This window comes from Paraburkholderia suaedae, assembly GCF_040812055.1.
In the GTDB taxonomy this organism is placed as follows: Bacteria; Pseudomonadota; Gammaproteobacteria; order Burkholderiales; family Burkholderiaceae; genus Paraburkholderia.
The window spans coordinates 135,609-157,759 of sequence record NZ_JBFOAH010000021.1 but is presented as its reverse complement, the minus strand read 5'-3'; the positions used below and the strand labels follow the sequence as shown (position 1 = coordinate 157,759).

18 protein-coding genes and 1 pseudogene are annotated in these 22,151 nt (G+C 58.7%); 12 read left to right on the top strand and 7 right to left on the bottom strand.

The features are described 5' to 3' along the window. Positions 1 to 255: 255 nt before the first annotated feature. The gene (locus ABQJ48_RS25770; RefSeq protein ID WP_367840778.1) at positions 256 to 522 is read right to left on the bottom strand and encodes a YciI family protein; all 267 of its coding nucleotides are present in this window, start codon (positions 520 to 522) and stop codon (positions 256 to 258) included. A 165-nt stretch (positions 523 to 687) separates the two neighbouring features. Here ABQJ48_RS25770 and ABQJ48_RS25765 point away from each other — a divergent pair, with 165 nt between their 5' ends. Beyond that, positions 688 to 846, top strand: a complete 159-nt coding sequence (locus ABQJ48_RS25765) for a phage baseplate assembly protein (protein WP_367840793.1) — start codon at positions 688 to 690, stop codon at positions 844 to 846. A 52-nt stretch (positions 847 to 898) separates the two neighbouring features. On the opposite strand, the pseudogene ABQJ48_RS25760 reads toward ABQJ48_RS25765, so the two are convergent. Both ABQJ48_RS25760 and ABQJ48_RS25755 read right to left on the bottom strand, forming a co-directional pair. Next, a pseudogene (locus ABQJ48_RS25760) lies at positions 899 to 1,111 on the bottom strand (septal ring lytic transglycosylase RlpA family protein); the annotation flags it as partial. A 186-nt stretch (positions 1,112 to 1,297) separates the two neighbouring features. Next, positions 1,298 to 1,585 (bottom strand): hypothetical protein, encoded by a 288-nt coding sequence (locus ABQJ48_RS25755; RefSeq protein WP_367840792.1) that lies wholly within the window; start codon positions 1,583 to 1,585, stop codon positions 1,298 to 1,300. A 186-nt stretch (positions 1,586 to 1,771) separates the two neighbouring features. On the opposite strand from ABQJ48_RS25755, the gene ABQJ48_RS25750 reads away from it, so the two are divergent. The 8 genes from ABQJ48_RS25750 (at position 1,772) to ABQJ48_RS25715 (ending at position 10,067) form a co-directional block, all read left to right on the top strand. Then, on the top strand, positions 1,772 to 2,386 hold the full coding sequence (locus ABQJ48_RS25750; RefSeq protein ID WP_367840777.1) for a phage baseplate assembly protein: 615 nt from the start codon (positions 1,772 to 1,774) through the stop codon (positions 2,384 to 2,386). A gap of 18 nt (positions 2,387 to 2,404) precedes the next feature. Further along, the gene (locus ABQJ48_RS25745; RefSeq protein WP_367840776.1) at positions 2,405 to 3,688 is read left to right on the top strand and encodes a hypothetical protein; all 1,284 of its coding nucleotides are present in this window, start codon (positions 2,405 to 2,407) and stop codon (positions 3,686 to 3,688) included. Positions 3,689 to 3,719: 31 nt separating this feature from the next. Further along, on the top strand, positions 3,720 to 3,893 hold the full coding sequence (locus ABQJ48_RS25740; protein WP_367840775.1) for a hypothetical protein: 174 nt from the start codon (positions 3,720 to 3,722) through the stop codon (positions 3,891 to 3,893). Between the two features lie 237 nt (positions 3,894 to 4,130). Beyond that, positions 4,131 to 4,550 carry a hypothetical protein gene (locus ABQJ48_RS25735; RefSeq protein WP_367840774.1) on the top strand — a complete coding sequence of 140 codons (420 nt, stop codon included), beginning with the start codon at positions 4,131 to 4,133 and terminating at the stop codon, positions 4,548 to 4,550. A 350-nt stretch (positions 4,551 to 4,900) separates the two neighbouring features. Next, positions 4,901 to 7,060 carry a type VI secretion system Vgr family protein gene (locus ABQJ48_RS25730; RefSeq protein WP_367840791.1) on the top strand — a complete coding sequence of 720 codons (2,160 nt, stop codon included), beginning with the start codon at positions 4,901 to 4,903 and terminating at the stop codon, positions 7,058 to 7,060. Between the two features lie 177 nt (positions 7,061 to 7,237). Continuing rightward, positions 7,238 to 8,119 (top strand): hypothetical protein, encoded by an 882-nt coding sequence (locus ABQJ48_RS25725; protein ID WP_367840773.1) that lies wholly within the window; start codon positions 7,238 to 7,240, stop codon positions 8,117 to 8,119. Position 8,120: 1 nt separating this feature from the next. Further along, entirely contained in the window at positions 8,121 to 9,374 is a 1,254-nt protein-coding gene (locus ABQJ48_RS25720) for a WD40/YVTN/BNR-like repeat-containing protein (protein ID WP_473094185.1), read from the top strand. Between the two features lie 444 nt (positions 9,375 to 9,818). Then, a complete protein-coding gene (locus ABQJ48_RS25715) occupies positions 9,819 to 10,067 on the top strand; it encodes a hypothetical protein (protein WP_367840771.1) in 249 nt (82 codons plus the stop codon). 356 nt (positions 10,068 to 10,423) lie between these two features. Here the strand turns inward: ABQJ48_RS25715 and ABQJ48_RS25710 are convergent, their stop codons facing one another. The 3 genes from ABQJ48_RS25710 to ABQJ48_RS25700 all read right to left on the bottom strand — a co-directional run bounded on the left by ABQJ48_RS25710 (position 10,424) and on the right by ABQJ48_RS25700 (position 13,741). Then, a complete protein-coding gene (locus ABQJ48_RS25710) occupies positions 10,424 to 10,618 on the bottom strand; it encodes a hypothetical protein (RefSeq protein WP_367840770.1) in 195 nt (64 codons plus the stop codon). A 277-nt stretch (positions 10,619 to 10,895) separates the two neighbouring features. Next, a complete protein-coding gene (locus tag ABQJ48_RS25705) occupies positions 10,896 to 12,212 on the bottom strand; it encodes an oligosaccharide flippase family protein (protein WP_367840769.1) in 1,317 nt (438 codons plus the stop codon). Positions 12,213 to 12,310: 98 nt separating this feature from the next. Next, positions 12,311 to 13,741, bottom strand: a complete 1,431-nt coding sequence (locus ABQJ48_RS25700) for a hypothetical protein (RefSeq protein WP_367840768.1) — start codon at positions 13,739 to 13,741, stop codon at positions 12,311 to 12,313. Positions 13,742 to 14,502: 761 nt separating this feature from the next. Here ABQJ48_RS25700 and ABQJ48_RS25695 point away from each other — a divergent pair. Continuing rightward, positions 14,503 to 15,699, top strand: a complete 1,197-nt coding sequence (locus ABQJ48_RS25695; protein WP_367840767.1) for a hypothetical protein — start codon at positions 14,503 to 14,505, stop codon at positions 15,697 to 15,699. Between the two features lie 110 nt (positions 15,700 to 15,809). On the opposite strand, the gene ABQJ48_RS25690 is transcribed toward ABQJ48_RS25695, so the two are convergent. Further along, entirely contained in the window at positions 15,810 to 17,375 is a 1,566-nt protein-coding gene (locus tag ABQJ48_RS25690) for a hypothetical protein (RefSeq protein WP_367840766.1), read from the bottom strand. Between the two features lie 996 nt (positions 17,376 to 18,371). On the opposite strand from ABQJ48_RS25690, the gene ABQJ48_RS25685 reads away from it, so the two are divergent. Both ABQJ48_RS25685 and ABQJ48_RS25680 read left to right on the top strand, forming a co-directional pair. After that, positions 18,372 to 19,448: a 3-oxoacyl-[acyl-carrier-protein] synthase III C-terminal domain-containing protein gene (locus tag ABQJ48_RS25685; RefSeq protein WP_367840765.1), complete on the top strand. Its 1,077-nt coding sequence runs from the start codon at positions 18,372 to 18,374 to the stop codon at positions 19,446 to 19,448. A 27-nt stretch (positions 19,449 to 19,475) separates the two neighbouring features. Next, positions 19,476 to 22,049: an ATP-binding response regulator gene (locus ABQJ48_RS25680; RefSeq protein ID WP_367840764.1), complete on the top strand. Its 2,574-nt coding sequence runs from the start codon at positions 19,476 to 19,478 to the stop codon at positions 22,047 to 22,049. Positions 22,050 to 22,151 lie beyond the last annotated feature (102 nt).

The following is a 22,151-nucleotide window of genomic DNA, read 5'->3' as shown; positions in this document are numbered from 1 at the left end:
CGCGTCGTTCACCAGCAGCCGGATCGGTCGCAGCGGATGATCGGCCGGTACAAAGTCTTCCAGCTTGACTGTCGTGAACAGCGGTTCTTGCATCTCGTCCATTCCACGCATCGCACTCATCGCCCAAGGTCATGAACACAATATCCATAACGCTCGGGCCTCGAAGCCCGTTTACACCGTTCCCAATTTCAACAGCCTGTTAGGGCCTGCTGGCGAGAGACAGCCTGTCGTGATCGACTGCCACGTGACGCGAGCTTAAGCGAGAACTTCATTCCATTCTTGAAGCACCCATTTTGAAACGACTCCGTTGAGGACGAATGGGTCGCCGTGGATGAATTCCTCTGCTGCGCTACGAATGGAGAACACACCCATCGCGCCTTCACCTGGATTGGCGAATGGGCCTGCCATAAGCAGAACGCCTCGCTTGTGGAAATCATCCAGGCGGGCTCGGTGGGCTGCGAAGTGCTCGCGGGCTTTCGCCAGACCTTCCGGCGCTACTTCGTAGAACATGACGACCTTCATAAGGCTCTCTGTTTTGTCAAAAAATGATTGGTAAGCGAGGCTCGTTGAGCGAGTACCCTGGACAGTCAGGAATGCCTCCAGGTGGCCGGTAGGCGGCAATCGCGTTCGGTGCCAAAGGTGGACTCAACAGGCTAACGGGTGGCGTCAAATATTATCATTGCCCCCATGAGCGACGACGTTTCACTGACCGTCAACCGTTCGACCGTTGCGGGATGGACAAGCGTTCGCATTACGCGCGGCATGGAGCGCATTCCGTCCGACTTCGATATCTCCATGACCGAGCGCTTTCCAGACACGACAACGGTCGCGCTGGTGCGATTGTGACGCGGGCGGAACCACGCCCGGCAATGCCAAGTGCCCGCGCAGCCGCATAGGAGAGGTCAACGATGCGATTGCGCACGAATGGACCTCGATCATTGATCCGCACGATGACTGAGCGGGAACTGGAGGTCACGGTGACGCGTGCGTAGGACCCCAAAGGCAGCGTGCGATGGGCGGCCGTCATCGCGTTCGGATCGAACCGTTCTCCGCTCGCGGTCCGATATCCCTGAAACTCCCGTCCGTACCAGCTTGCGATACCGTCTTGCACAGACGGGCCTGATCCCGGCGAACTCACAGTCCTGCAACTATCCCCGCTGGAAGCGCCCGACGCATCGGTACCTGGAGCAACAGCCCCGGACGTCGGCGCCGCCCGTGCCGCCACAGCAACCAATGGATCAAGCAGGAGCAGTTTCGTACACGCGACCAGGAGCAGGAACCGTGAAACCGCAATCACTCAGCACTCGCCGTGCTTCGCGTGGCCAGGCGGACAGTGCCGCGACATCCCGCGACCATGGTCACGATCGTCATGGCGCTGATGTTCCTCCCATTCGCGGCGCTGCCAGTATCGATGACCATCCCAATATCGCTCGCCATGCCAGCCGGGCATCTCTCCGTGCGGCGGTGGAGCGACGACGACTGGCGCAGGTGAGCCAATGTTCAGGTTGATGCTGCTTGCCATTGCAGATGTGGAAATGATTGCACCCGCCGCTGACAGGGCAAGAAGGATGGCAGTGGATTTCATGGTTTCCTCAGGCAGTGTTACGAATTGCATATTGATCAGGCCATGGCGATACAGCTGTGCCTGTTCCGGTAAACGGCAGCTCGCAAGGACCGTTGACCTCATCGGCCCGAACCTGACACTGCTTGACAATTCAATCGGTCAGGGATGCAAAGCATCACGGCCTCGTGACTAGAAATAGACTCGACTATGGCCGACGACGTATCACTCGCCGTCAACGGTGCGACGATATCGGGCTGGAAAAGCGTGCGCATCACGCGCGGCATGGAGCGTATCCCGGCCGACTTCGATATCTCGATGACTGAGCGCTTTCCCAACACGACGACCGTTATCGTCCTGGAGGGCGACCCGTGCATTGTGAAGATTGGCGCGGACGTGGTGATTACCGGCTACGTGGACCGGGTAGCGGAATCGGTCAGCGCAACGACACACACGCTATCCATTTCCGGCCGCGGCAAATGTGAGGACCTGGTGGATTGCGCCGCGCAGTTCGATTCATTCCAGTTCGTCAATATGACAACTGCCGACATTGCCGCCCAGCTCGCGCAGCCGTTCGGAATTAACGTCAAGGCACTCTCGCCGGGCATGTTGCACCCGCAGGTCTGTCTCAATGCGGGCGAGTCGCCCTATGCCGTGATTGACCAACTCTGCAAGCTCGCGCAGGTGCTGTGTTATGAGGACGCGGACGGCGATCTGGTGATTGGCCCGCTTTCGGCTGATGAGGCGGCGGGCGGCTTCGCGCTCGGCGTCAATGTCGAACAGGCCAGCTATACACGCGACTTCTCACAGCGCTTCAGTGCTTAAGGAAAGCAGGTAACCAAAATGGACCGTTACGGGCAGGCCAACGTTGCTACTGATCCACCGGTCACGCCGTCAGAAAACCCTGGCGGCTTTCCGGCCAACGGCACCCCGGCGGTGGGCATACCGGGCACCGTGCCCGGCGAGTGGTGGTATCAAGCGATCACAGAAGAACTGCGCAATGCCATCGTGGCGCTCGGCGCCTCGCCTGATTTTGCGCAGACCAACCAGCTCGCGCAATCGCTGTTGTCGGCGCTCGCGCATCTGGCCATATCGGTCAACTATGAAGACCTGATCGGCAAGCCGGCACTCGCAGCGGTCGCAACGAGCGGCGCCTATGACGACCTGAGCGGAACACCGCCGCCGTTCGAATTGCTGCCTGCCACAACGGCAACGCTGGGCGGCGTCATTGCGGGACCCGGAACGACGCTCGCGGCTGACGGCACCCTCAGCGCACTCGGCAAGGTGCTCACCGTCAGCCATCAAGGGCCGGACACGCAGGGCAACTGCACCGTCCAGGCGGTCAACACAGCGTCGCCCGGTCAGGGTCAGGTTTCGCTGATTAACCAGGGCGGTGCAACTTCAGGGTCGATCGTGCTGAAGCTCCTGCAGTCCGGTAGAGGGTTGGCGCTGGCCGATAACCTGGGCAACATCGAGATCGATGCGACGCCAGCAACCGCCGCCGCCATCGGCGCGGTCAAGCCGGGCACAGGGCTCGCGGTCGCTCCGGACGGCACGTTGTCAGCAACGCCCCAGGCCAATGCGGACTGGAACGCGACATCCGGCCCAGCCGAGATATTGAACAGGCCGTCGCAACTGACCGTGCTGCCGGTGCTTACGTTTGAGTTCGGCAATAGCGGACAGGCGAACGGCGGACTCGGTATCGACAAGGGCAACTGGTATCAGCAGGATTTCCACATCGGCGTCACCACGGCTAACGGATTCCAGTACACCGTCAACAGTGACGGGACCGCACTGTTTCCCCAGGGCGTATACCTTGTTAGCGGCACCATGAAAATACTGCCTGTCGCCAGCGATAATTTCCAGGAACCCGCGCAGATCACAGCTGCAACTGGCCAGACCTATGCTTTTCCAGGTGTCTACGAGTATGCGGTTCAGTTTTTCCCGCAGCCACAAACGTCAATCAACACGCTCTCGGGACCGATTGGGTCAGTGTTCTTCTCGGGAGCGATGGCGAACTGGTCAGCTTCCGTGCCGATCTGGCTCGGGTTCTCGAAGGTGCAAGGGACGGTACACGGAAATCCTCTTCAACTTCAGGGCTTCCTCTCATACGTCAAGGTCGGCTGAAGCCGACGAATAACCCGTCTGGAGCATCATCATGCGCGGCCTGTTTTCTCTTTCGTGGGTCGTGCTCTGCGCAACCGTGTTCACGGTTGCCGGCTGCACGCTGATTCACATTGAGGGCAACTCGAACAGCGTCACCGAGACGGGTGGGCATACCGGCACGCTAAAAGTGCCCACGCTTTCATCAGAAGTCACGCCCACCCAATAGCGCACCAAACTTTTCGCAATCTGTTTATAAGCAAAAGGCCGTCAAGACAGCGACGGTCAGGTTTGACAGCCTGTAAAACGATGGACCCAGCGCCTGCGCCCGCAGGCGACTGGCTGCTTATGCACGTCCTTCTTCTCTATGGGCGGCCCTTAGTGGGGGAGCCGCAAGGCTCGCCGGTTCACGTTCATCGTTTCCGGTCTGTCAACCCCGCTACTGTGCCCGCCCACCCCATCTCGCATGCAGGTGTCCGGGCAATTTCTGAACACAAACCGGAACCTCGCGCATGAGCAAATCCCCAAGCATTCGCCTTCCACCCCGCGCGCCTCTGTTGACGCCCTTCAGTATGAACAGCTTGCATTGGCCGCTGTCCATTCATGCGAAACGCAGAGACGCCAACTGGAAAAACTTGTCACACTTGCGGCCTCAATATGCAGGACTCCTGCGCTGACAAGTGACGAAAGGTATCGTCAGAGAGCACTGCTGGAACTGCTGGTCGATACTGGAGAGGAGTACCAGCGGACCAACGAATGTGGATTGGAACTGTTTCAGGTTCTCGCGCTTGACGCGAAGAACGCACATCAAGGCCGCCTGACCTCTGACGAGGCTATCGAACTTCTGACGGAAGCGCGCACACAGGCCGCTTCGACTTCTCACTGACACCAGACGGCAACCTGCCACGTCAAGCGGAAAGGCGCGAATTATCGCGCGCCTTTCTATCGCGTCGGCACAGAGATATGCGTCATGAGTTGATTGCTTTAGGCGTCTGTGAATGTTTGTTAATTCTTGTCTATCCCATATTAATGCCGTTGACCTAACGGGTTTTGAATGTTCAGTTAACAGGTTTGGCAGCTAACGCTGCATTACTGGCCTTTTCAAAGGAGCGGGGAGTGGCAGAGTTCGATCCACTACGGCAGGACGTCACGGGACGCCAGGCATATTTTCTCGACGTACCCGGCACGGCAAGTGCGGCGGCGCTGTCGGTCATATCGTTCGAGGCAACCGAAAAGATGGGCGCACCGACCGAAGTGCGGATCGAGTTGACCCACCCGCAGCAGCTTGCGCGCGCCGACTACCTGAACCTGGACGCTTGCTTTTCCGCGGTGGCCGACGATGGCGCCGTCAAGAAGTTTTCCGGATACATCGAACGCTTCTCGACGGTGCAGACCACGAAGGACTATGTCAGGTACGAGATCATTCTGAAGTCGCATTTCGGACGGCTCCAGGCCGTCACGAACACGGCGGTCTATCAGCATCTCACGATACCGCAGATCATCCGGAACATTCTGCGCCGGCACGGCATCCAGGATCACCAGGTATCGTTCCGGCTGCGCGGCCAGTATCCGGTTCTTCTGTGGCGCTTCCAGCACCAGATGACGGACTTTGATTACGTCCACATGCTGCTGGAGAAGGCCGGAATCTACTCCTTTATCGTGGAGACGGAGTACGGCGACCAGATCGTTTTCGCCGATGACGTCGATCACTACCTCTACGACGATCCGCAACGGATCGTGCCGTACCGCGAAGCGGCCGGGCTCGAAGCGCGCGGCGTCGAGGCGGTGACGGCGATCAAAACCCATACCGAGACGGTGCCGCAGTCGTTCACGGTCGCGGACTATAACCCTGAGTCAGCATGGGAGAGATATCGGGATTCCGCCAACGTCGCGCCTGGCGATGCCACAACCTACGGTCAGCCCTACATTTACGGCACGCATCACCTGGACCAGGCGGGCGCGCGATGGGAGGCGCAGCTTCGGCACGAGGCGGCCATCGCACGACAGGTCATCTACGAGGGCGAGAGCAACGTGCTGGCGTTGCAGTGCGCGCGCGTGCTGGAGACCGATATTGTCCTGCCCGATGCGCCGAAAGGCATGGCCATCATCGAGGTCACGCACAGCGGCGCGCGTGAGAGGCCCTATTCGAACAGCTTCAAGGCGATTCCTGCGGACCGGCGTTTCCGGCTCCAGCTCGAACCGGAAAAATGGACGCGCATTGCCGGCACGCTGTCTGGCCGCATTTGCAGCCCGGACAAATACACCTATGGCTACCTGAATGCGGCCGGCTATTACGTGGTGCGTCTGGATGCGGATTTCGGCAACTGGCCCAATGGTGGCGAAAGCGTGCCGCTGCGTCTGGCAAAACCGTTTGCGGGCAAGCTGCAGACCGGCATGCACTTCGTGGCGCTGGATAATGACGAAGCCGTGATTTCCTTCCGGGACGGCGACCCGGACAAGCCCGAAATCGTCGCGTTTCACCATCACAGCCAGGCGCGCGATCTGGTGACAAATAATCGCCGCTGGCTCTCGCGTAACGTGATCCGTACGCAGAAGAACAATAAGCTGCGCTTCGAGGACTGGGCGGGCCAGGAAGGTGCCAAGCTCAGCACGGATCATTCGGGCAAGTCGCAACTGAATCTCGGCTACCTGGTGAATCAGAAGCTGGAATACAGGGGCGAAGGCTCGGAGCTTCGCACATCGGGTTACGGCGTGAACCGCGCGGGCAAGGGCATGATGGTCACGGCCTACGACCGTCCAGGCGCGACCGGCCAGCAACTGGACATGCAGGAAACCATCGCGCAGGTTGAAAGCGCGCTGGCGACCGCGAAGGCGCTCGCCGCATCCGCCAGCAGCGCGAAGGCCGAGCCTGCCGACACCGACGCGCAGCAGCAGATGGAGGAGGATTTCGACGGCTTACAGAAGCCGGGCTTGCTGATGAGCACCCCGGCGTCAGCCGCTGTTGTCGCGGGCGGCGGCATACAGTTCGCAGCGCAGGGCGATATGTCGGCAGTCGCCGGGAAGAACGCAGACTGGAGCGTGCTGAAGCGCTTCACTGTGGCGGCGGGTGAAGTCATTTCGTTGTTCGCGCAGAAGCTTGGCATCAAGATTTTCGCGGCGAAAGGTCCGGTTGAAGTGCAGGCACAGAGTGATGCCATATCGCTGCTGGCCGCCCTGGACCTGACGATGGCGAGCGTCAACGGCACGGTGCGTATCAGCGCGAAGAAGGAACTCACCCTCGAATCGGGCGGCGCGTTCATCCGGATGAAGGACGGCAGCATTACGTTAGGCGGCCCGCTCGACCTCTTCCTGAAGTTCATTACGATCCAGAAGAAAGGCGCGCAGAGACTGTCAACCGCAGTTCCGCCATTGCCGGAATCTACGGGGGCGTTTTGATGAGGCTTTCGTTGCGCATTGGGCCGGGTCCGACGTTCCCGTTGCCAATACGCGTTATCAGATGTTCTCTGAGGGCAAGCTGATTGCCGAAGGTACAACCAATGAGCATGGCGAAACGTCGCTGTCGCAGAGTCATGTCCCTCAAGGTGTTTCGATCAAGTTGAAGGGCAACTAAAAATGGCAGATGAAGACAAGGATGTGGGTTACGCGGAGTCGTACATGACGCTGAAGTCATACACGAAGCGCGCCCGCGTGGAGCGTACTGCCTGTGACGATCAAGTGCCACCTGCTGCGGATTCGATAATCGGACATTGCGAGTACTACTACAGGCCGTTGCAGTGCGAATACACAGAAACAGTCGAGAAGGTCACGTCGGGCAGCGCCTGGGCCACGGTGAAAGCCTTCGCCACGTCCTGGGACCCGTGGACCGATAAGGAAGTTTCCGCCCGTCTGCTGCACCAGCGGCAGACGCTAATCCAGCCCGATTGCACCGCCTCTGACTGGTCCCGGCATAGCAACTTCATGATGCGGCACATCGGCTGCGGGCATAAACCGCCCAGCTATTACGTCAGCTACGGCTATTTCTACTGTTCGAACTATGGCGCAAAACTGTTTCCGACGCTTAGCCCCGCAGGGCAGGCGTGGCTTGTTCTTGCGAGGCGATACCTTCAACTGGATATAGAAGACGGGCTTGCGCAGAATATGCGAAAAAACATTATTCAAATGAGCAGCGCCAAGCCGGGAAACGGCAGCTTCAAGATGACGGTTCCTCAGTACAAGCTTGAACTGGACAGCGACACGTTCAAGAGCTTTGCGTTCAAGACGCACCCGCTCGCCTATCTTGATGGCGGACTGGCCGGATTGCAGCTTCCGGACATGATGAAGATCATGGGCGGTCCGGCGCTTGAAGAATGGGGCGACTGGCGAACCTACGAGCAGGTATGGGACAGCGGCAAGGTGGTTGCGGGCAACACCATCGGCGATGCGTGGGATGCCACCAAGGGCGATGTTGCCGACCCTGTAAGCACGGCGCTCGGCCGCCTGATGGACGCAAAGTGACATGCGGATGTCTAGGCGCAGGACATTCATTTTCGGCAGCCTTCTTCTGGCCGCCATCGCAATTTACGGATATCACAGCATGACAACTCCAGGCTGGCAGACAATCTCGACAACGTTCATGAAGAATGACAAGCCGTATGGGGGCGGCAATTGCCGGATCAACGGCAATGACGTCATTTCGTTAAAGGTGGCAGGTCCTGAACTACGATTCCGCGCTGTAGATTTGGACAAAGGTTATAACGCGGCTCAAGCAGTCCCGGAGGAGCCGTGGATGAATAGCTCCAGTGAGCGGCTTAATCGCTCAACAGTTAGTTTCTTCCGCGGCACAATCGACGGAGGCTTGACACGCTATTTCCAGCAACCGGGACAGGAAGGGGCCTGGTGGTATTCGAAGGACTGGGGTACGCAGTACGTCAGCACAGACTGGATGGACTTCAAGGTTCCTGAGCCAAAGAATGGCCTGTCACCGCACATCACGAAGCTCTGGCGTTCACGCGACGGCGGAAAGAACTGGACGCAGCTTGACTGGCCGGAAAGCCGGAATATCGGCCAGCTACTTTTTCTCGATTCAGAGCGCGGATACGCGGTTGGCTGGGGACCGCGCGTCTGGCGCACGGCCGATGGCGGGCACACATGGAAAAAGATTGATGTCCCGCTCCACGTAACCGACGATGACGCGCCGCGAAAGACCTTCGATGCCGTGGACCTTGGTCCGGACGGCACGCTGCGTGTTGCCTACTACGTGCCGGAAGAAATGGAGGATGTGCAACCTGAAAGTATCGTGGACCGGCTGAGATGGGATAGCGATGCGTTCGAGCCCGACGTGAAGCTTCCTGACCAGGTCGTCGTTTCTCTCCAGTCCGAGCAGGTGCCGCCCGATTACGCCTATTCGCTTTATGCGCTATCCCGGCTTGGGCCGCCGCGCAACTGGAAGGACTTGAGTGACAACGGGCGACGAACCGGTGCGCTATCGACATGGGGAAATCGCAACAATCGGACGGTCGAGCAACCCCATACCTTCGATGCGCGTCTGACACTGGATGGACTCAGCGTGGGTAAGCGTGGCGTACTACTCGTGTATGCGACGGATACCACCGGGCAAGGTGCGCCACGCGACATTACGCTGGCCAGCAAGAACTACGGCAAATCGTGGACCGAGACCGATGACGGTATCACACAAGGTGTTTATTTCGACTCCGCCACAAATACACAATACGGCCTGTATGGCTATGCGCTGAAAAAGCGAACCTGGTAGGCGTTCGCGCGGTTTTGTCCTTGGTGGTTGTGGCCCCGCTTCGGCGGGGCGTTTCATGAGTTGCCGAGTGACTACGGTTACGACATAACGTGCGCCGCCCACGCTTCCATCATCGGGCAGCGCTGTTCCATCAAAACGGTTCTGTGACGAACCCTTTCAACCTTGCCTGCAATTGGGCGTGCGAAGCCCCATCGGCAAAGTTTCGGACGTACCCCCATGATCTTTGATGGCCCCCTTCGGCGCCCGGACGGCGGTTACGCAGAAGTCGGGGCTAGATTGAATCCCTTTCGGCACCTGATCACAACTTGCTTGGCAGCCTCGGCGGCCGCGCGCATTGGATGGTGCCGGGATAACTGCGTTGGAGTTTTGATGGGGGTCCGGTTCGTCGCCGGTAGCCGACGGAGTTCAGCCATAATGATAAAAACGTCGCCGGAGCACTCTCTCATGAAGGCCCTTTGCTTTGCAGCGGTTGTCGTCGTTCTGACTGCCGGGTGCACTTCGACATCCTCGTCGGCGAATCCGCAGACCGTATACGATATGAAAGCCTACAGCCTGCACGCTCCCGACGGCGCACCGACCGCCGGCGCCGCGTCAAAACCACCGAGACTCACTGTCGGCACCAGCTACTCCGACACGCAACTTATCCTGCCTTGGTTCCTCAATGACCTGATCGACTTCGTGAACTATCGCTAGTCTGGGCGCGGGGGCGAACACGAAACGGTCCCTCGGGGTGACGGATCACCTTCCGGGTTTCTTCGCTTATCAAAAAAGGCTTCCGAGGTCAAAAACGGCTGTTGTTTATAAGTAACCTTTGAGCTTCCTCAACGACATCATCAACTTTGTCAACTATCACTAGTTAGCAGCGACGTGCTGCCATGTAACCGGCAGGCGGCTCAAAAACGATGTTGTTTGAGAAAAGCAATACGCCGGCCGTTTGCTTTTGCCGGTGCCGCGCTCGGCTGTGGAAATTGGCTTTGCGTGCAGTTTGCCCGCTTTGCCGCTAACAGTCGACCCTTCTCGCCATTCTGCCGCTGCGACCCGGCATTCAGTCAATGAGCGGAGTCGTCGCGGATCAGATTCAGAGAGCGGGCGAGCGTCACGACGCGTCCCCATTCAAGTACCACTGACCAGAACGGTTGCTCTTCCAAGCCCCGTTCCTGGGCAAATTGCAGCATGGCATCCAGCTGATCGCCGGAGCATTTAAAGCTTTCCCGCAACGGGAGGGGAGCGTTTTGCGTAGGCATGGGAATCCTTTCTTGTGACGTCACTCTCAAGCGGCCGAGTTGCGTTTTTTCTAAAGTGGATTATTGCTGCGTGCCCACGCATTAAGCCACGGGACTCAAGAAGGAACTGCGCGAGAGCGAACATATCAAGCAGACATCAGGCCACGCGAAGCCCTTGAAGCATCACGCCGCGGAAGCTGCCCGCCACGCGGTGTGGCGAGCAAAGCGCTCTTGGCAAAGAAAACCCCTGGCTTCGGATTGACGACGACGGCGATCCTGGCTCTTGCCACCAGCGGTTTCACTCGTCCTTGCCGGCCCGCGCGTGGGGCCATAAACCACATGCAACCCGAACCATGCCGATTGCCCGCTGGCCTCCCGGCACCAGCCCGACCAGTTCCAGGCGGATGACAGTGCCGACCAGCAAGACCGATAGAATTGCCTCGCCGATCACGCGCGCGAGCGCGATTCCAATGGCGCCGAACAGCGGCGCGAGAATGAGCGCCGCAACCAGATTGATCAGGCCCGAGGCGATACCCACGACGGCAAGCACCCGATCCTTTCTGCGTGGCAAGAAGATATAGCCCGCCACGAACTCGTTGAACGCGGCGAAGGGGAACATCCACGCGAAAATTTGCAGCACATGCGCGCTCGGTCCAAACGACGCGCCCAGGATCAACGGAAGCACAAAAGGCGACAGCGCCAGCGCGCCGCAGAAAATCAGCATTCCATATCCCATCAGCAGGGTCGCGCCCCGTCGGGTCGTTTCGTGCGCGCCTTGTAAGTCGTTCTGCGCGAGCTGCCGCGTTATCGTAGGAATGAACACCTGCGCCGCAGGTCCCATCAGCGCGAGCGCAATGGTCGCGAAGCGTTCCGCCGCGCCGAAGTAGCCCACCTGATCGGGCGTTGACAGTAGCGTCAACAGATAGGTCGACGAAGCTGTGAAGACGACCGATCCTGACGAGTAGAGGAACAGCATCGTCGAAGTTCGCACGAGCGGAACGATGCCTGCGAGCCTGAGACGCGGCCAGCCAAACTGATAGATGGTCAGCCCGTAGGAAATGATCGACGACGCCACGCCGGCAATCAGCAGACTCGCGAGCACCCATACCGCATCGTCGGGTCCTCTCACGAGGATGAGGACCAGCACGAGGCTTAGCATGAAGCCGAACACCTCGATCACGATGGGGGTGCGAAACTGGTGACGCCCCTGAAACATCCAGCCGAGGTTCATGCCCGATACGATCCCGAGCAGTGTGGCAAGCACACCGATTAAAGGCGTTTGGGCCAGGACGGGTGAACACATCGTGGCGATAAGGCCGATGGCTGCGCCGACCACGCCATGCACGATGCGCGCGCTCAGATGCAGCGAGAAGATCTCGTTGCACTCCGCGTCCGATTGCGCCTTTGACACGTCGCGCATGCCGACCGGACTAAAGCCGTAGTTCACGAGCATCCATATCACGTTCATGAGCGACATCGACGCCAATACCCGGCCGTATCCCGCTACGCCCAGCATCCTGCCGTAAAACGGCACCACGATGATGAGGTACACGTACCTCATCAAGTAGCCGCCATAGACGAAGGCGATTATCCGAGCGCTTTTTCGTCGATCCATTCAGTCCTCCGCGCCGGCGTTGCGGACTTCAGCACGCAGCCACGCGACAGCGGGCAAGCGGGTGGGTGGACCGGCGAAAAGGTATTCAGTGCACTTCACTACGCGACTCCACGAAGAACGATATACGCGAGGTGCTTGGGCGACTTTCCGTTTGCACCGTTCACGCGCTCCGGTACCTTGAAGCGAACATGCAGCGACCCTTCGCTCGACGCAAGGGCAACGTCGTCGCGAGCGCTTGCAGTCCCGGTCAACGCGTCGATGACCGTGACGCGCGCATTGCGCAAAGCTGGCGGTTGCAGTTCCCCTATGCTGACGTTCTGCCAGCCCGGATCCGCTCGAACCTGCATCACGACGTCGCGGCCGGAAAGCAGTGCACTTGCGGAAACGCCCTGATCGAAGCGCAATGGTTTTGAAAAGCTTGCCAGCGCGCCGTTCACGGTCCTGTTCAGCACGACGAGGCTGCGGCCCGATACGTTGTAAGTCCGTATTGGCGGACCCCGATGCGTCAGACGGAAAGGTTCGTAGCCGTCCCAGTGGTAAATCATGGATACGTATTTATTCGGGTCATCCCAGTTTCGGTCGAGTGCCCATACGGCAAAGTCGAAAAAATAGCGCGGCAGATAATGCGGATCCTTCATATATTCGTCGCCCATCTCGGTTTGCCAGACGCCGCGCGCGGGACCGTTCTTCACGTACTGGTCATACAGGGAATCCAAAGCGGCGACGGGCAAATAGTGTGTATCGATGTAATCGACCCAATCCAGCATCCGCTCCTTCAGTACCGGGCTCTTGTACTCGAGCCACGTCTTGAAGTTGTCCAGACCGCCCTGGTCCGGCCATCCTCCATAGACGACGTACGCGCCGTACTTGCGGATGATTCGCGCTGCGGGAATATGGATGCGTTCAACGTAGTCCTGCATGGCGCGCGCATACGGTTTCGAGGTCTTTACGTTGCCGTCGGCGTCGGGCCCGTGCCAGAAAGTCGCCTGCGCCAGGCCACCCGACAGCCTGCCCGCTGCCTCGTTCCAGATCTGGAAATAGCGCAGGTTGTATGGCGGCGCTCGATATTTGCGTACTGCTGCGTCGACGTAACGCTCCCACGCTTTGACGTCGACAGGAGCCGACTTGGAATCGCCCTGCACGGTTGCATTCCAGTCCGGCGTGTAACCGAGCAGCAGCAGCGAGGCGATTCCATTGCGGTTATTCGCAAGCAATGCCGGCGTCAGGTCATTGTCGAACGCGGCGCCGGTCTTGTCGATACGCATCGCGTCATCGGGGCCGGCCGACTGCCCGGGGCCTACCGAGTCGCGTCCCCAGCTGATGCCCATGGCGCGCCACATTTCAACGTCGCTTGGGGCGCCGGCCCAGCCATTGGCGCCGATCAGCTCGCTGATTCGGCGACCGTGAATTCGCTGCGACTGCGGCTCGCGCGTGGATGACAGCACGGTCTGGCCGCGCGCAAGCGGCATCGCACTTCCCGCGGCTGCCGCCAGTATCTGCAATGCCCGCCGTCTGCCAATAACACTCATGGACCCGTCCATTCGTCTGAGCAAGAACTTGGCCTCGCCCGCGCATGACGCCCGGTCGGCCAATCGATTTCCGGCTGGGCGATCTTGTATCCGGACCACCTTCCGTTACGTGCAAAGCGCATCGCCTTCTCCGTTCGACGGCGCCGCGTAATCTCCAACTGCAAGGGTTGGCGGCCGAGACTAACAATGCATTGCTCGGGGAGTGCCGGAATCGCTGACAAAGCGGCGTCTAGTACGAGAACGCGCGAACCTGTTTCGACTCGCAGGATCGCACGATTCGCCGCAACAGAGGCTTTCCAGAGAAAGCTGTCGGCCCGATAATCGTGAGAAGATGAACGCGCGCATGCGTCTGACCGCATGCCACCGCTGCCAATTTGGCCGCACTGCCAGCGAACTCATATGGGCCGCATTTCGCGGAACGAGTGATCTGGTCATGCTCCCTCGCATCGCAATACCGTGCCGCCCGCGTTGGGCGAACACAGCAGCAACTGGTTCAACGCGGTGCGAACAGATTCTGATGCGACGACTTGCCCACGCCAATTCCGCGACCCACCTTCTGCCGAGCATAGCCCGCGGGAGCTGGCGTCAAAAGAACAGGGCATAAATTCGGGTGTTATTGGCCGATTAAGTGGAGCACATTACGAATACCGCGCGTGCAACTGCAGTCCAAGCGGTGAGGAGAGCGGAAAAAGTTTCTGCAGGACAGCACGCCGGCTCCTTCTTCGGAGCATATCAAGGTAAGAATTTCGCGGACGGACAGATTGCGCCAAAACCTCCGGAATACCGGCCAAACCGGTTCCACAGACGTCAATGCGCTACCCTCCTATGCGCCACCGCCGTTTCTCGGCCATGGACGGCTGTCGGAACCGCAGGAGCCGGTTCGCTTCTCAGAAGATAAGGCCGCTCGTCTGCGCGAGCGAACTCGAGCGGCCAATCGTTGGACGATCCGTATTGCCGGAAGGCGTGGAAGTCTTCTGCTGCCGACTCGGCAAAACTGTGCGCTGGAGAAGACCGGAATGCTAACTTCGAAACTGGTTCAAGGCGGGATGAGGTCTATCCTGTATCGATACGTCGCCGAACGTCCTCAAGAAGCAATATTGTTCGATACGCTCCGTCCAAAGTACGTTTCGTTGAACGTCCAAGGTGAATACCAGCCCTGCAATCCAACTCTGAGTTTCGACGGAAGTGGCTACGCTCTCGTTGTCAGGTCCGTTAACTACGAATTGAGAGAAAGTGGTGACGTCAGATTGAACGGAGCAGACTACGACACCATTAACTACATTGGCCGTTTGTCCACCGATCTCAACGTGCTTGGCATGAACAGGCTCGAAGACGTTGCTTTCCGGCGGGCGTCCAACAAGTCTGCCGATGGATTCGAAGATCTGCGAACCTTTTTCTGGAAAGACGACCTGTGGTCCCTTGCCAGTGCGCGCAGCAACGCCGATGACACAAATACGATGGCACTGCTGAAAATAGCCGGGAACCGTGTTGCCGAAAGCTATCTTCTCGAATCGCCGCTTGGTTCGAGCCGCGAGAAGAACTGGATGCCTTTCGTTTCAGATAGGAGGCTTCATGCGATTCACACAGTGAATCCATTGACCATTGTCGAGATCAACGAGCGCGGCGCAACAGTGTCCCTAAGCAAGCCATTGAAAATACCGAAAGACCTGCTCGGATCATCGCAGTTAGTGCGGTGGAAGGATGGTTGGCTATGCGTGGTGCACGAGCGCAGACGCGGGAAAAAGCATCTTTATAAGCACAGGTTCCTGCATTTCGATTCTCACTGGGAGCCGACGCTCTCCGAACCGTTCTACTGGAAAGAGTATGGCGTGGAGTTCTGCTGCGGCCTTGCGGTTCATGACGGAATCGTTGCCGTCGGATTCGGAGTCAACGACTCACAGGCCATCATCGCTCAGTTCAACCAAATTGATATCGATCAGCTGCTGGGACAGGGCTGAGGCGAAAATCTTCTGGATCGCACGTCGACGGGCATCGAGGTTCGTTGCGATCTGGCCTCCTTGGCGAACCAGATGGAGACCAGATCTGCCGCAGTCCAATGCTCGCCGGCTTACTTGTCCGGGTTGCTACCGGTGAAGCTCGTAAATGCGGTGTATGATGGATTGATGGGCGAACCGTTCATCATAATGCCGAAGGTGTTGTTGCCGCTGTCGAGCACGTAGTACATCACCGACTGAATGTTGTGAGTCTTTCTCGCCTGATAGTATTGGCCGAGTTTTGTCGTGATGTAATTCGCCCGATATGCCTCGCTTTGCTCCGGGCCCGTGTTCCACTCGGTGATGATGAAAGGCACGCCATATCTGGCCTTGCAATACGCCGGCAGATCGAAGCCGGGACCCGCGCCGTCGGTGCCGATGTTAAAGATATCGCCGTAGACCTCGTAGTTGTGCCAGGTCGTAATGTCCCAACGCACCTTTGGATGGCCACTGCTGCCGTCGGGTTGAGTACCTTCCCACAGCGCGTCGGACGCGCCCACATCGTTCACGCAGAAGTTCACGCCGCACTTGGCGGACGATTGCACCGACTTCACGCCGTCGATCATGCCTCGGAACACACCTCGCAACACGGGCCAGTTGGCATTGTTGAAGTCGAGTGCCTTCGTGCCTGCGTTGGTCGAATCGAGGATGATGGCGCCGTCGCGTGTCAGTTCATTGCCACATTCATACAGGGCGACGCCATACGGACTCAGCGCACGCGCGATGGTCGCGCCTGCCGAGTACGCAGCACTGTATGCGTTCGACTCGCCGGCAAAGAGCTTGCCAGTGCTGTCGTACAGCCCTTGGCTGATCAATACCAGCAACTGGATGCCAGCCGGCTGGAAAGTCTGCGCAAGCTTGGCCACTGCATTGATTTGCGCGGGGTCGGTCGAACAGCCTACGCGGTAGCTCGTGCAGCCCATCGCCTTGAGGATCGTGACCAGTTGCGCCGGCGTGTACGTGTAGTCGTAGTGCCCGTTGATACCATAGAAGCTACCTGCGCTCGGCGCGGTGGCAATGCGAGGATCCGAACACGGCAGCCACTGCGATGCCACTTCCGCGCTCGCGTAGAACTGGCCCCCCGTATTGCAATGATAGACCTTGCCACCGTACCAAAGTACGAGCGCCACGTTGTAATTGATGCCCACAACAACGCCGTTCTTGTAAATAACTCCGCCCACAAGCGTCCATTTCGCGCCCGACTTGTCGATGATGTACGGCGCGGAAGGTAGCGTGGTACCGTCCGCCGAAGTCGTGCCCAGACGCGGGTCGGAGCAGCCTACCCAGGTCGAGCCGTTCCACTGATAGAAGTACCCGCTGGTATTTTCGACGTAAATGCTGCCGTTGTAGCAGAGCGCGAGCGATACGTTGTAGTTGTTCCCCGCGACCGCCCCGTTTTTATAGGCCACCCCGCCCGAAAGCGTCCACACGGCACCTGCGCTGTCCGTAAGCGAACTTGCCGGCGGCATCGCCGTGCCGTTCGCAGATGCCGCATGTGCCGTTGCTTTGGCGGTCGCCCCGCCAGTCGTACCGCCAGTCGTACCGCTGCTACTGTCTTCGCCGCCTCCACCGCAGGCAGTCAAGAGATAACTTCCACCGAGGGCCGCAAGCCCACCAATAAATTGACGTCTTTTTACCATGGCTAGTTATTTTCCACTGTCGATAAAAAATATCGGAAAGGTTGCGAATAGCGACCTGTGAAGAGATATGACTAAGGAGTACTTAGGGTTAACTGCACGTACTACTTCGTTATGCTAATGATGCGAATCGGTGCTTATTTGAATCTTGCGGTTCAGCTAAAACGCGGACCAATGCCAGCGACGGCAGCTTCTATTGCGCGGCAATCGCGCAGACGAGCGAAGTCGATCGCTGCCACCAGCGATGTGATCGACTATTGAGTTAAAAAACGTTCGGAGGTGTCGTGCGGCCCTGCGCACTCGCGCAAACGTTTGACTTGGCGAATTCAGTCTTCCGAGCAGCAGTTTTTTCCGAAACCCTTGCGAACGGGGTAGATCGTACCCGAAGAACTTTCCGAATCCTCAAAGAAATAGTAATTTTCGGACAAATAGTAATATTTTTCCTAATACTTTTCCCCTTGGTCAAGATCCGTGCTTTCTCATGACGATCAGAGGATTGGTCCGCAACGATTATTCGGACTTCGACCCCTAAAAAATGGCGGTTCGCGGATCTTCGTGGATTTTTGACCACACGCGAAGCGGCATACCCATGGCGGGCTCGGAGAAACCGGAGCGGGTTTACCCGCCTGTTCGCGGCAAGCGTCGGGAACCGTGGGACAGTCGGCGAAGTCAGCGGTGCCGGATCAGTCGCGGGGGATCGGGGTGGCTTTCGCCCCCTTTTTGGCCCGACCGTTTCCTGCCTGGACAAGTGATTCACTCGTCTTTCGCTTTGGCGGCCCTGTTCGGACATGACGGCCGAACGCGCGACGTTGAACGTTTGCGCCCGTCGCGCTGCGGCCGAAATCCGACGCCTTTGACTCTCACTTCCTTGAATCGACCCGTATCAGGGGCCCAACCCGTCACGAACAATATTCGTAATGAGGAGCGGACGCGTTAATGTACGAGCGCCGCGCCAGCGGGTATTTGATCTTGCGTACTCGTGTGCGATGCGTGCAAAGCATGTTTGTACCCATCGATTCAATCTCTCATGGATTTTTTATGCTCATTAAGAACGTTGCAGTCAGCCTGCCTTCAAAAGTCGTTTCCAACGAAGAAGTCATCGATATGATTCGTTTTCATTCCAGCGAATACGAAGGCGATATCGACCGCGGCATGCGTACCATCAAGACGTTGCTCGACCGCAGCGGGCTGGTCAACCGGCGCTGGTGCGAAAGCCATGAGGCGCCCATCGATCACGTTGCAATGGCGACGCGCAAGGCGCTATCGGAATCGTATCTGCGGCCCGAACACATCGAGCTGCTGATTTTTGTCGGTATCGGCAGGGGGTTTCTCGAGCCGGGCAACAGCCACATGATGGCGAGCGCACTCGGCTTCGTGAATGCCGAATGTTTCGACGTGGTCGATGCCTGCATGAGCTGGACGCGAGCAATGTCGATTATTGACAGTCTCTTCAAGTCCGGTCAGTACAGAAACGCTATGATTGTGAACGCGGAGTTCAATATGCTGGCCGGCGGCCCACTGTTTCCGTCCAACTTCGCGTTGAAGAACTCGGCCCAAATCGAATATACGTTGCCTTCGTTTACGATCGGCGAGGCGGCCACCGCCACGCTGCTCGTCGCCAAAGAGCCGGATAACTTCAGCTTTGCATTCCGCGCGCGTCCGGAGATATCGGACCTGTGCACTATTCCGATGCCGGGCTACGAAGGCTTTTGCCACCCGTCGGATCGCATTGGAAAGAATGGCGACATGCGTTTCACATCATTCGGTCATGAGCTTCACAAGAATTCGGACGAGTTGTCGGCGGTGCTGGATAGGCTGCCGGTGTCGAAGAAAGAGATTGACATCGTCTTTACCCACGCATCGTCGAAGGCGGCGTGGCACGGCTTTGGAGCAAAGGCCGGAATCGAGGACAAGATGTATCACATCTACCCGGAGACCGGTAATCTGGTGTCGGCCTCGATCCCGGCTGCCATTTCCATGGCCAAGGAAAGTGGCCAATTGAAGAGAGGCGATAGGGTGTTATGCTGGGTCGGCAGCGCCGGCATGTCGTTCAACATTAGCAGCTTCAAATTCTGACGCAGAGCAGGCAAACACAAAGCGAAAATGAGAGCCATTTCAGGGGGCATCCGCTATCTCAACCGGGTGGTTTTCGACGCCGCCAAGGTATCGGACTACAGCGTGTTGGCAGTTGGCGTGATCGGTACGATTGGACATCCAGTGTACTGGCTGTGGTGGACCTTCGTTGATCCTCAACCCAACGAAAGCCTGTTGATGCGAGCGATCGGCACAGTTGCCTGTGCGCTATTGCTTTTGCGCCGTTACTGGCGGGCTTCGGTGGCGCGCTTCCTGCCGTGGTATTACTTTGCGACGGTAGCCTATACGCTACCGTTCTTTTTCACTTACTACCTGTTGGCCGGTCACTATTCGATGCTCTGGTCGATGGCCGAGCTCGGGATGATCTTTTTCCTGATCGCCATCTTCCCGTCGTTTAGCGCGTTACTGCTGAATCTCCTGTTGGGAATCGGCTTGGCGATCCTATGCGCGAAGTTCGTTATTCCGCAGTCCGTCCACGTCGATGCGCATCTGTTTCTCTACACCTATTTGCCGGTGTTCACCTTCGGCATCTTTGCCGGCCTCACGTTCAGCTATAGCAACCTGAAGGGAATCGTCGCCCAGACCAGAATCGGCGCGCTGCGCGCGCTCGCCGGCTCGATCGCGCATGAAATGCGCAATCCGCTCAGCCAGCTGCGGCTCGTTCTGGACCGCGTGGAAGAGGCGCTGCCCGCCACGGCGGATGCCCGCACGGCGCCGGCTCTTCCGCACGACAGAACCGCGTCGCTTTACCGGCATCTCGCGCACGGCCAGTTGTCGATCGAGCGGGGCTTGCGCATCATCGCGATGACGCTGGACGAAGTGAGCGCGAAACCCATTCCGTCGGACCGCCTCGTCTATCTGAGCGCGGCGGCCGCGACGCGCAAGGCGCTGGACGAATACGGCTTTGCCGACCGCCAGGAGCGCGCCAAGGTCCGCTTCGTGGTGCTGGAGGATTTCACGTTCAAGGTCGACGAAACCGTTTATCTGTTCACGCTGTTCAATCTGGTCAAAAACGCACTGCATCACATTGCCGCGCATCCTTCGGCGACACTGACGCTCACGGTGGACCGGCAAACGGTGCTGGTCCACGACACGGGTCCAGGCATCGCGCCCGACGTCCTACCGCATCTTTTCGAGCCTTTCCGCACTACCGGCAATTCGGCCGGCACGGGGCTTGGCCTCGCCTACTGCCAGCGCGCGATGCATGCGTTTGGTGGCACGATTGGCTGCGATTCGGAAGTCGGCGAATTCACGCGTTTCACGCTGCGATTTCCGGTCGTCAACGAGCGCGACGTGGCCGACCATGAACAGCGAATCATCGAGCGCGCCACGCCCTTTTTCAGCGGCAAACGCATTCTGATCGTAGACGACGATGCCACAGAGCGCGGCAGAACCCGCCGCGCTTTGCTGAAAATCGGCGCCGACGTGAGCGAAGCCGAGAACGGCCAAGCGGCATTGAGCATGCTTGCGCAGTCGGCGCGCTTCGATCTCGTGCTGATGGACATCAACATGCCGGTTCTTGACGGGTACAGCGCCGCTGAGAGAATTCGCGCGGATCGTCAGTCGCCGAACTGGAACGTACTGATCGCAGCCTATACGGCGGAGCCGGGCAACGTGACTCGCGTGCTCGCCCGGCGCGCCGGCATGGACGACGTGATCGGCAAATCGTGCAGTCTCGTGGAACTGGTCACGACGCTCGAGACGCTGTTCGAAAACGGCAATCGCAACCTTCACAGCGAGCGCTTCGAAGGGTTCGCGGGCAGGACGATCCTCGTCGCGGACGACGACACTTACAGCCGGCTGGTTGCCAAAGGTTATCTGGAGCGATGCGGTGCGAGCGTCATCGAGGCCGAGCACGGGCCGGCCGTGCTGGCAAAGCTGGAGGAGGGCCACGTCATCGATGCGATCGTGATGGACATGAACATGCCAGGGATGGGCGGCGTGGAAACCACCGCCCTGATTCGCGCACGTGCGGACTCGTATGCCGAAGTCCCCATCGTCGCGTTGACCAGCCACGCCGATATGGATGCCGTGCAGGCATGCCTTGCCGCGGGCATGAACGAGGTCATGCTCAAGCCGGTTCAGATCGGCTCGTTTTACGCCGGGCTCGCCAGACAGTTTGCACGCCAGCGTGCGTCGCGTTCGCCGGCGCGCGACGAGGCGGCAGCAACCTCCGCCGCGCAACCCGTCAGGTCGGAGCTGGTCAACGGAGCACCGTTGCTCGACGAGAACCACCTGGAAGAACTGGTCGCGCTCGACTTGCTGGACCAGACGTTCCTGAACGGTATCGAGCAGATTCGCTCGACTGTTGCACGGCTCGCGGCCAGCGTCGCGCTTAGCGATTTCGATGCGACGCATGCTGCTTTGCATGTCTTGCTGGGCGTCAGTGGCAATATCGGCGCAAAGGCGCTGCATCAGTTCTTACGGCAGATCTATCCGCGAGTGGTGGAAGGCGAATGGCCTGCACAGGCCGACTGGCTGGCCAGGATCTGCTCATTGTGCGACCAGTCGGCGCCCGCTTTGCGGACCTACTTCGATTCGGCGAATGCGCGCGGGGATCGTTGCGACACGATCAAGCACTGACGGCCGAATAGCTTTGGGGGTTAACGGGGTTCGGCTATTAAGAGCTCTACTCGACGAGCCACGCGACGCTTGATCGCGACCAAGCGCTGCAGAAAGAGTTGT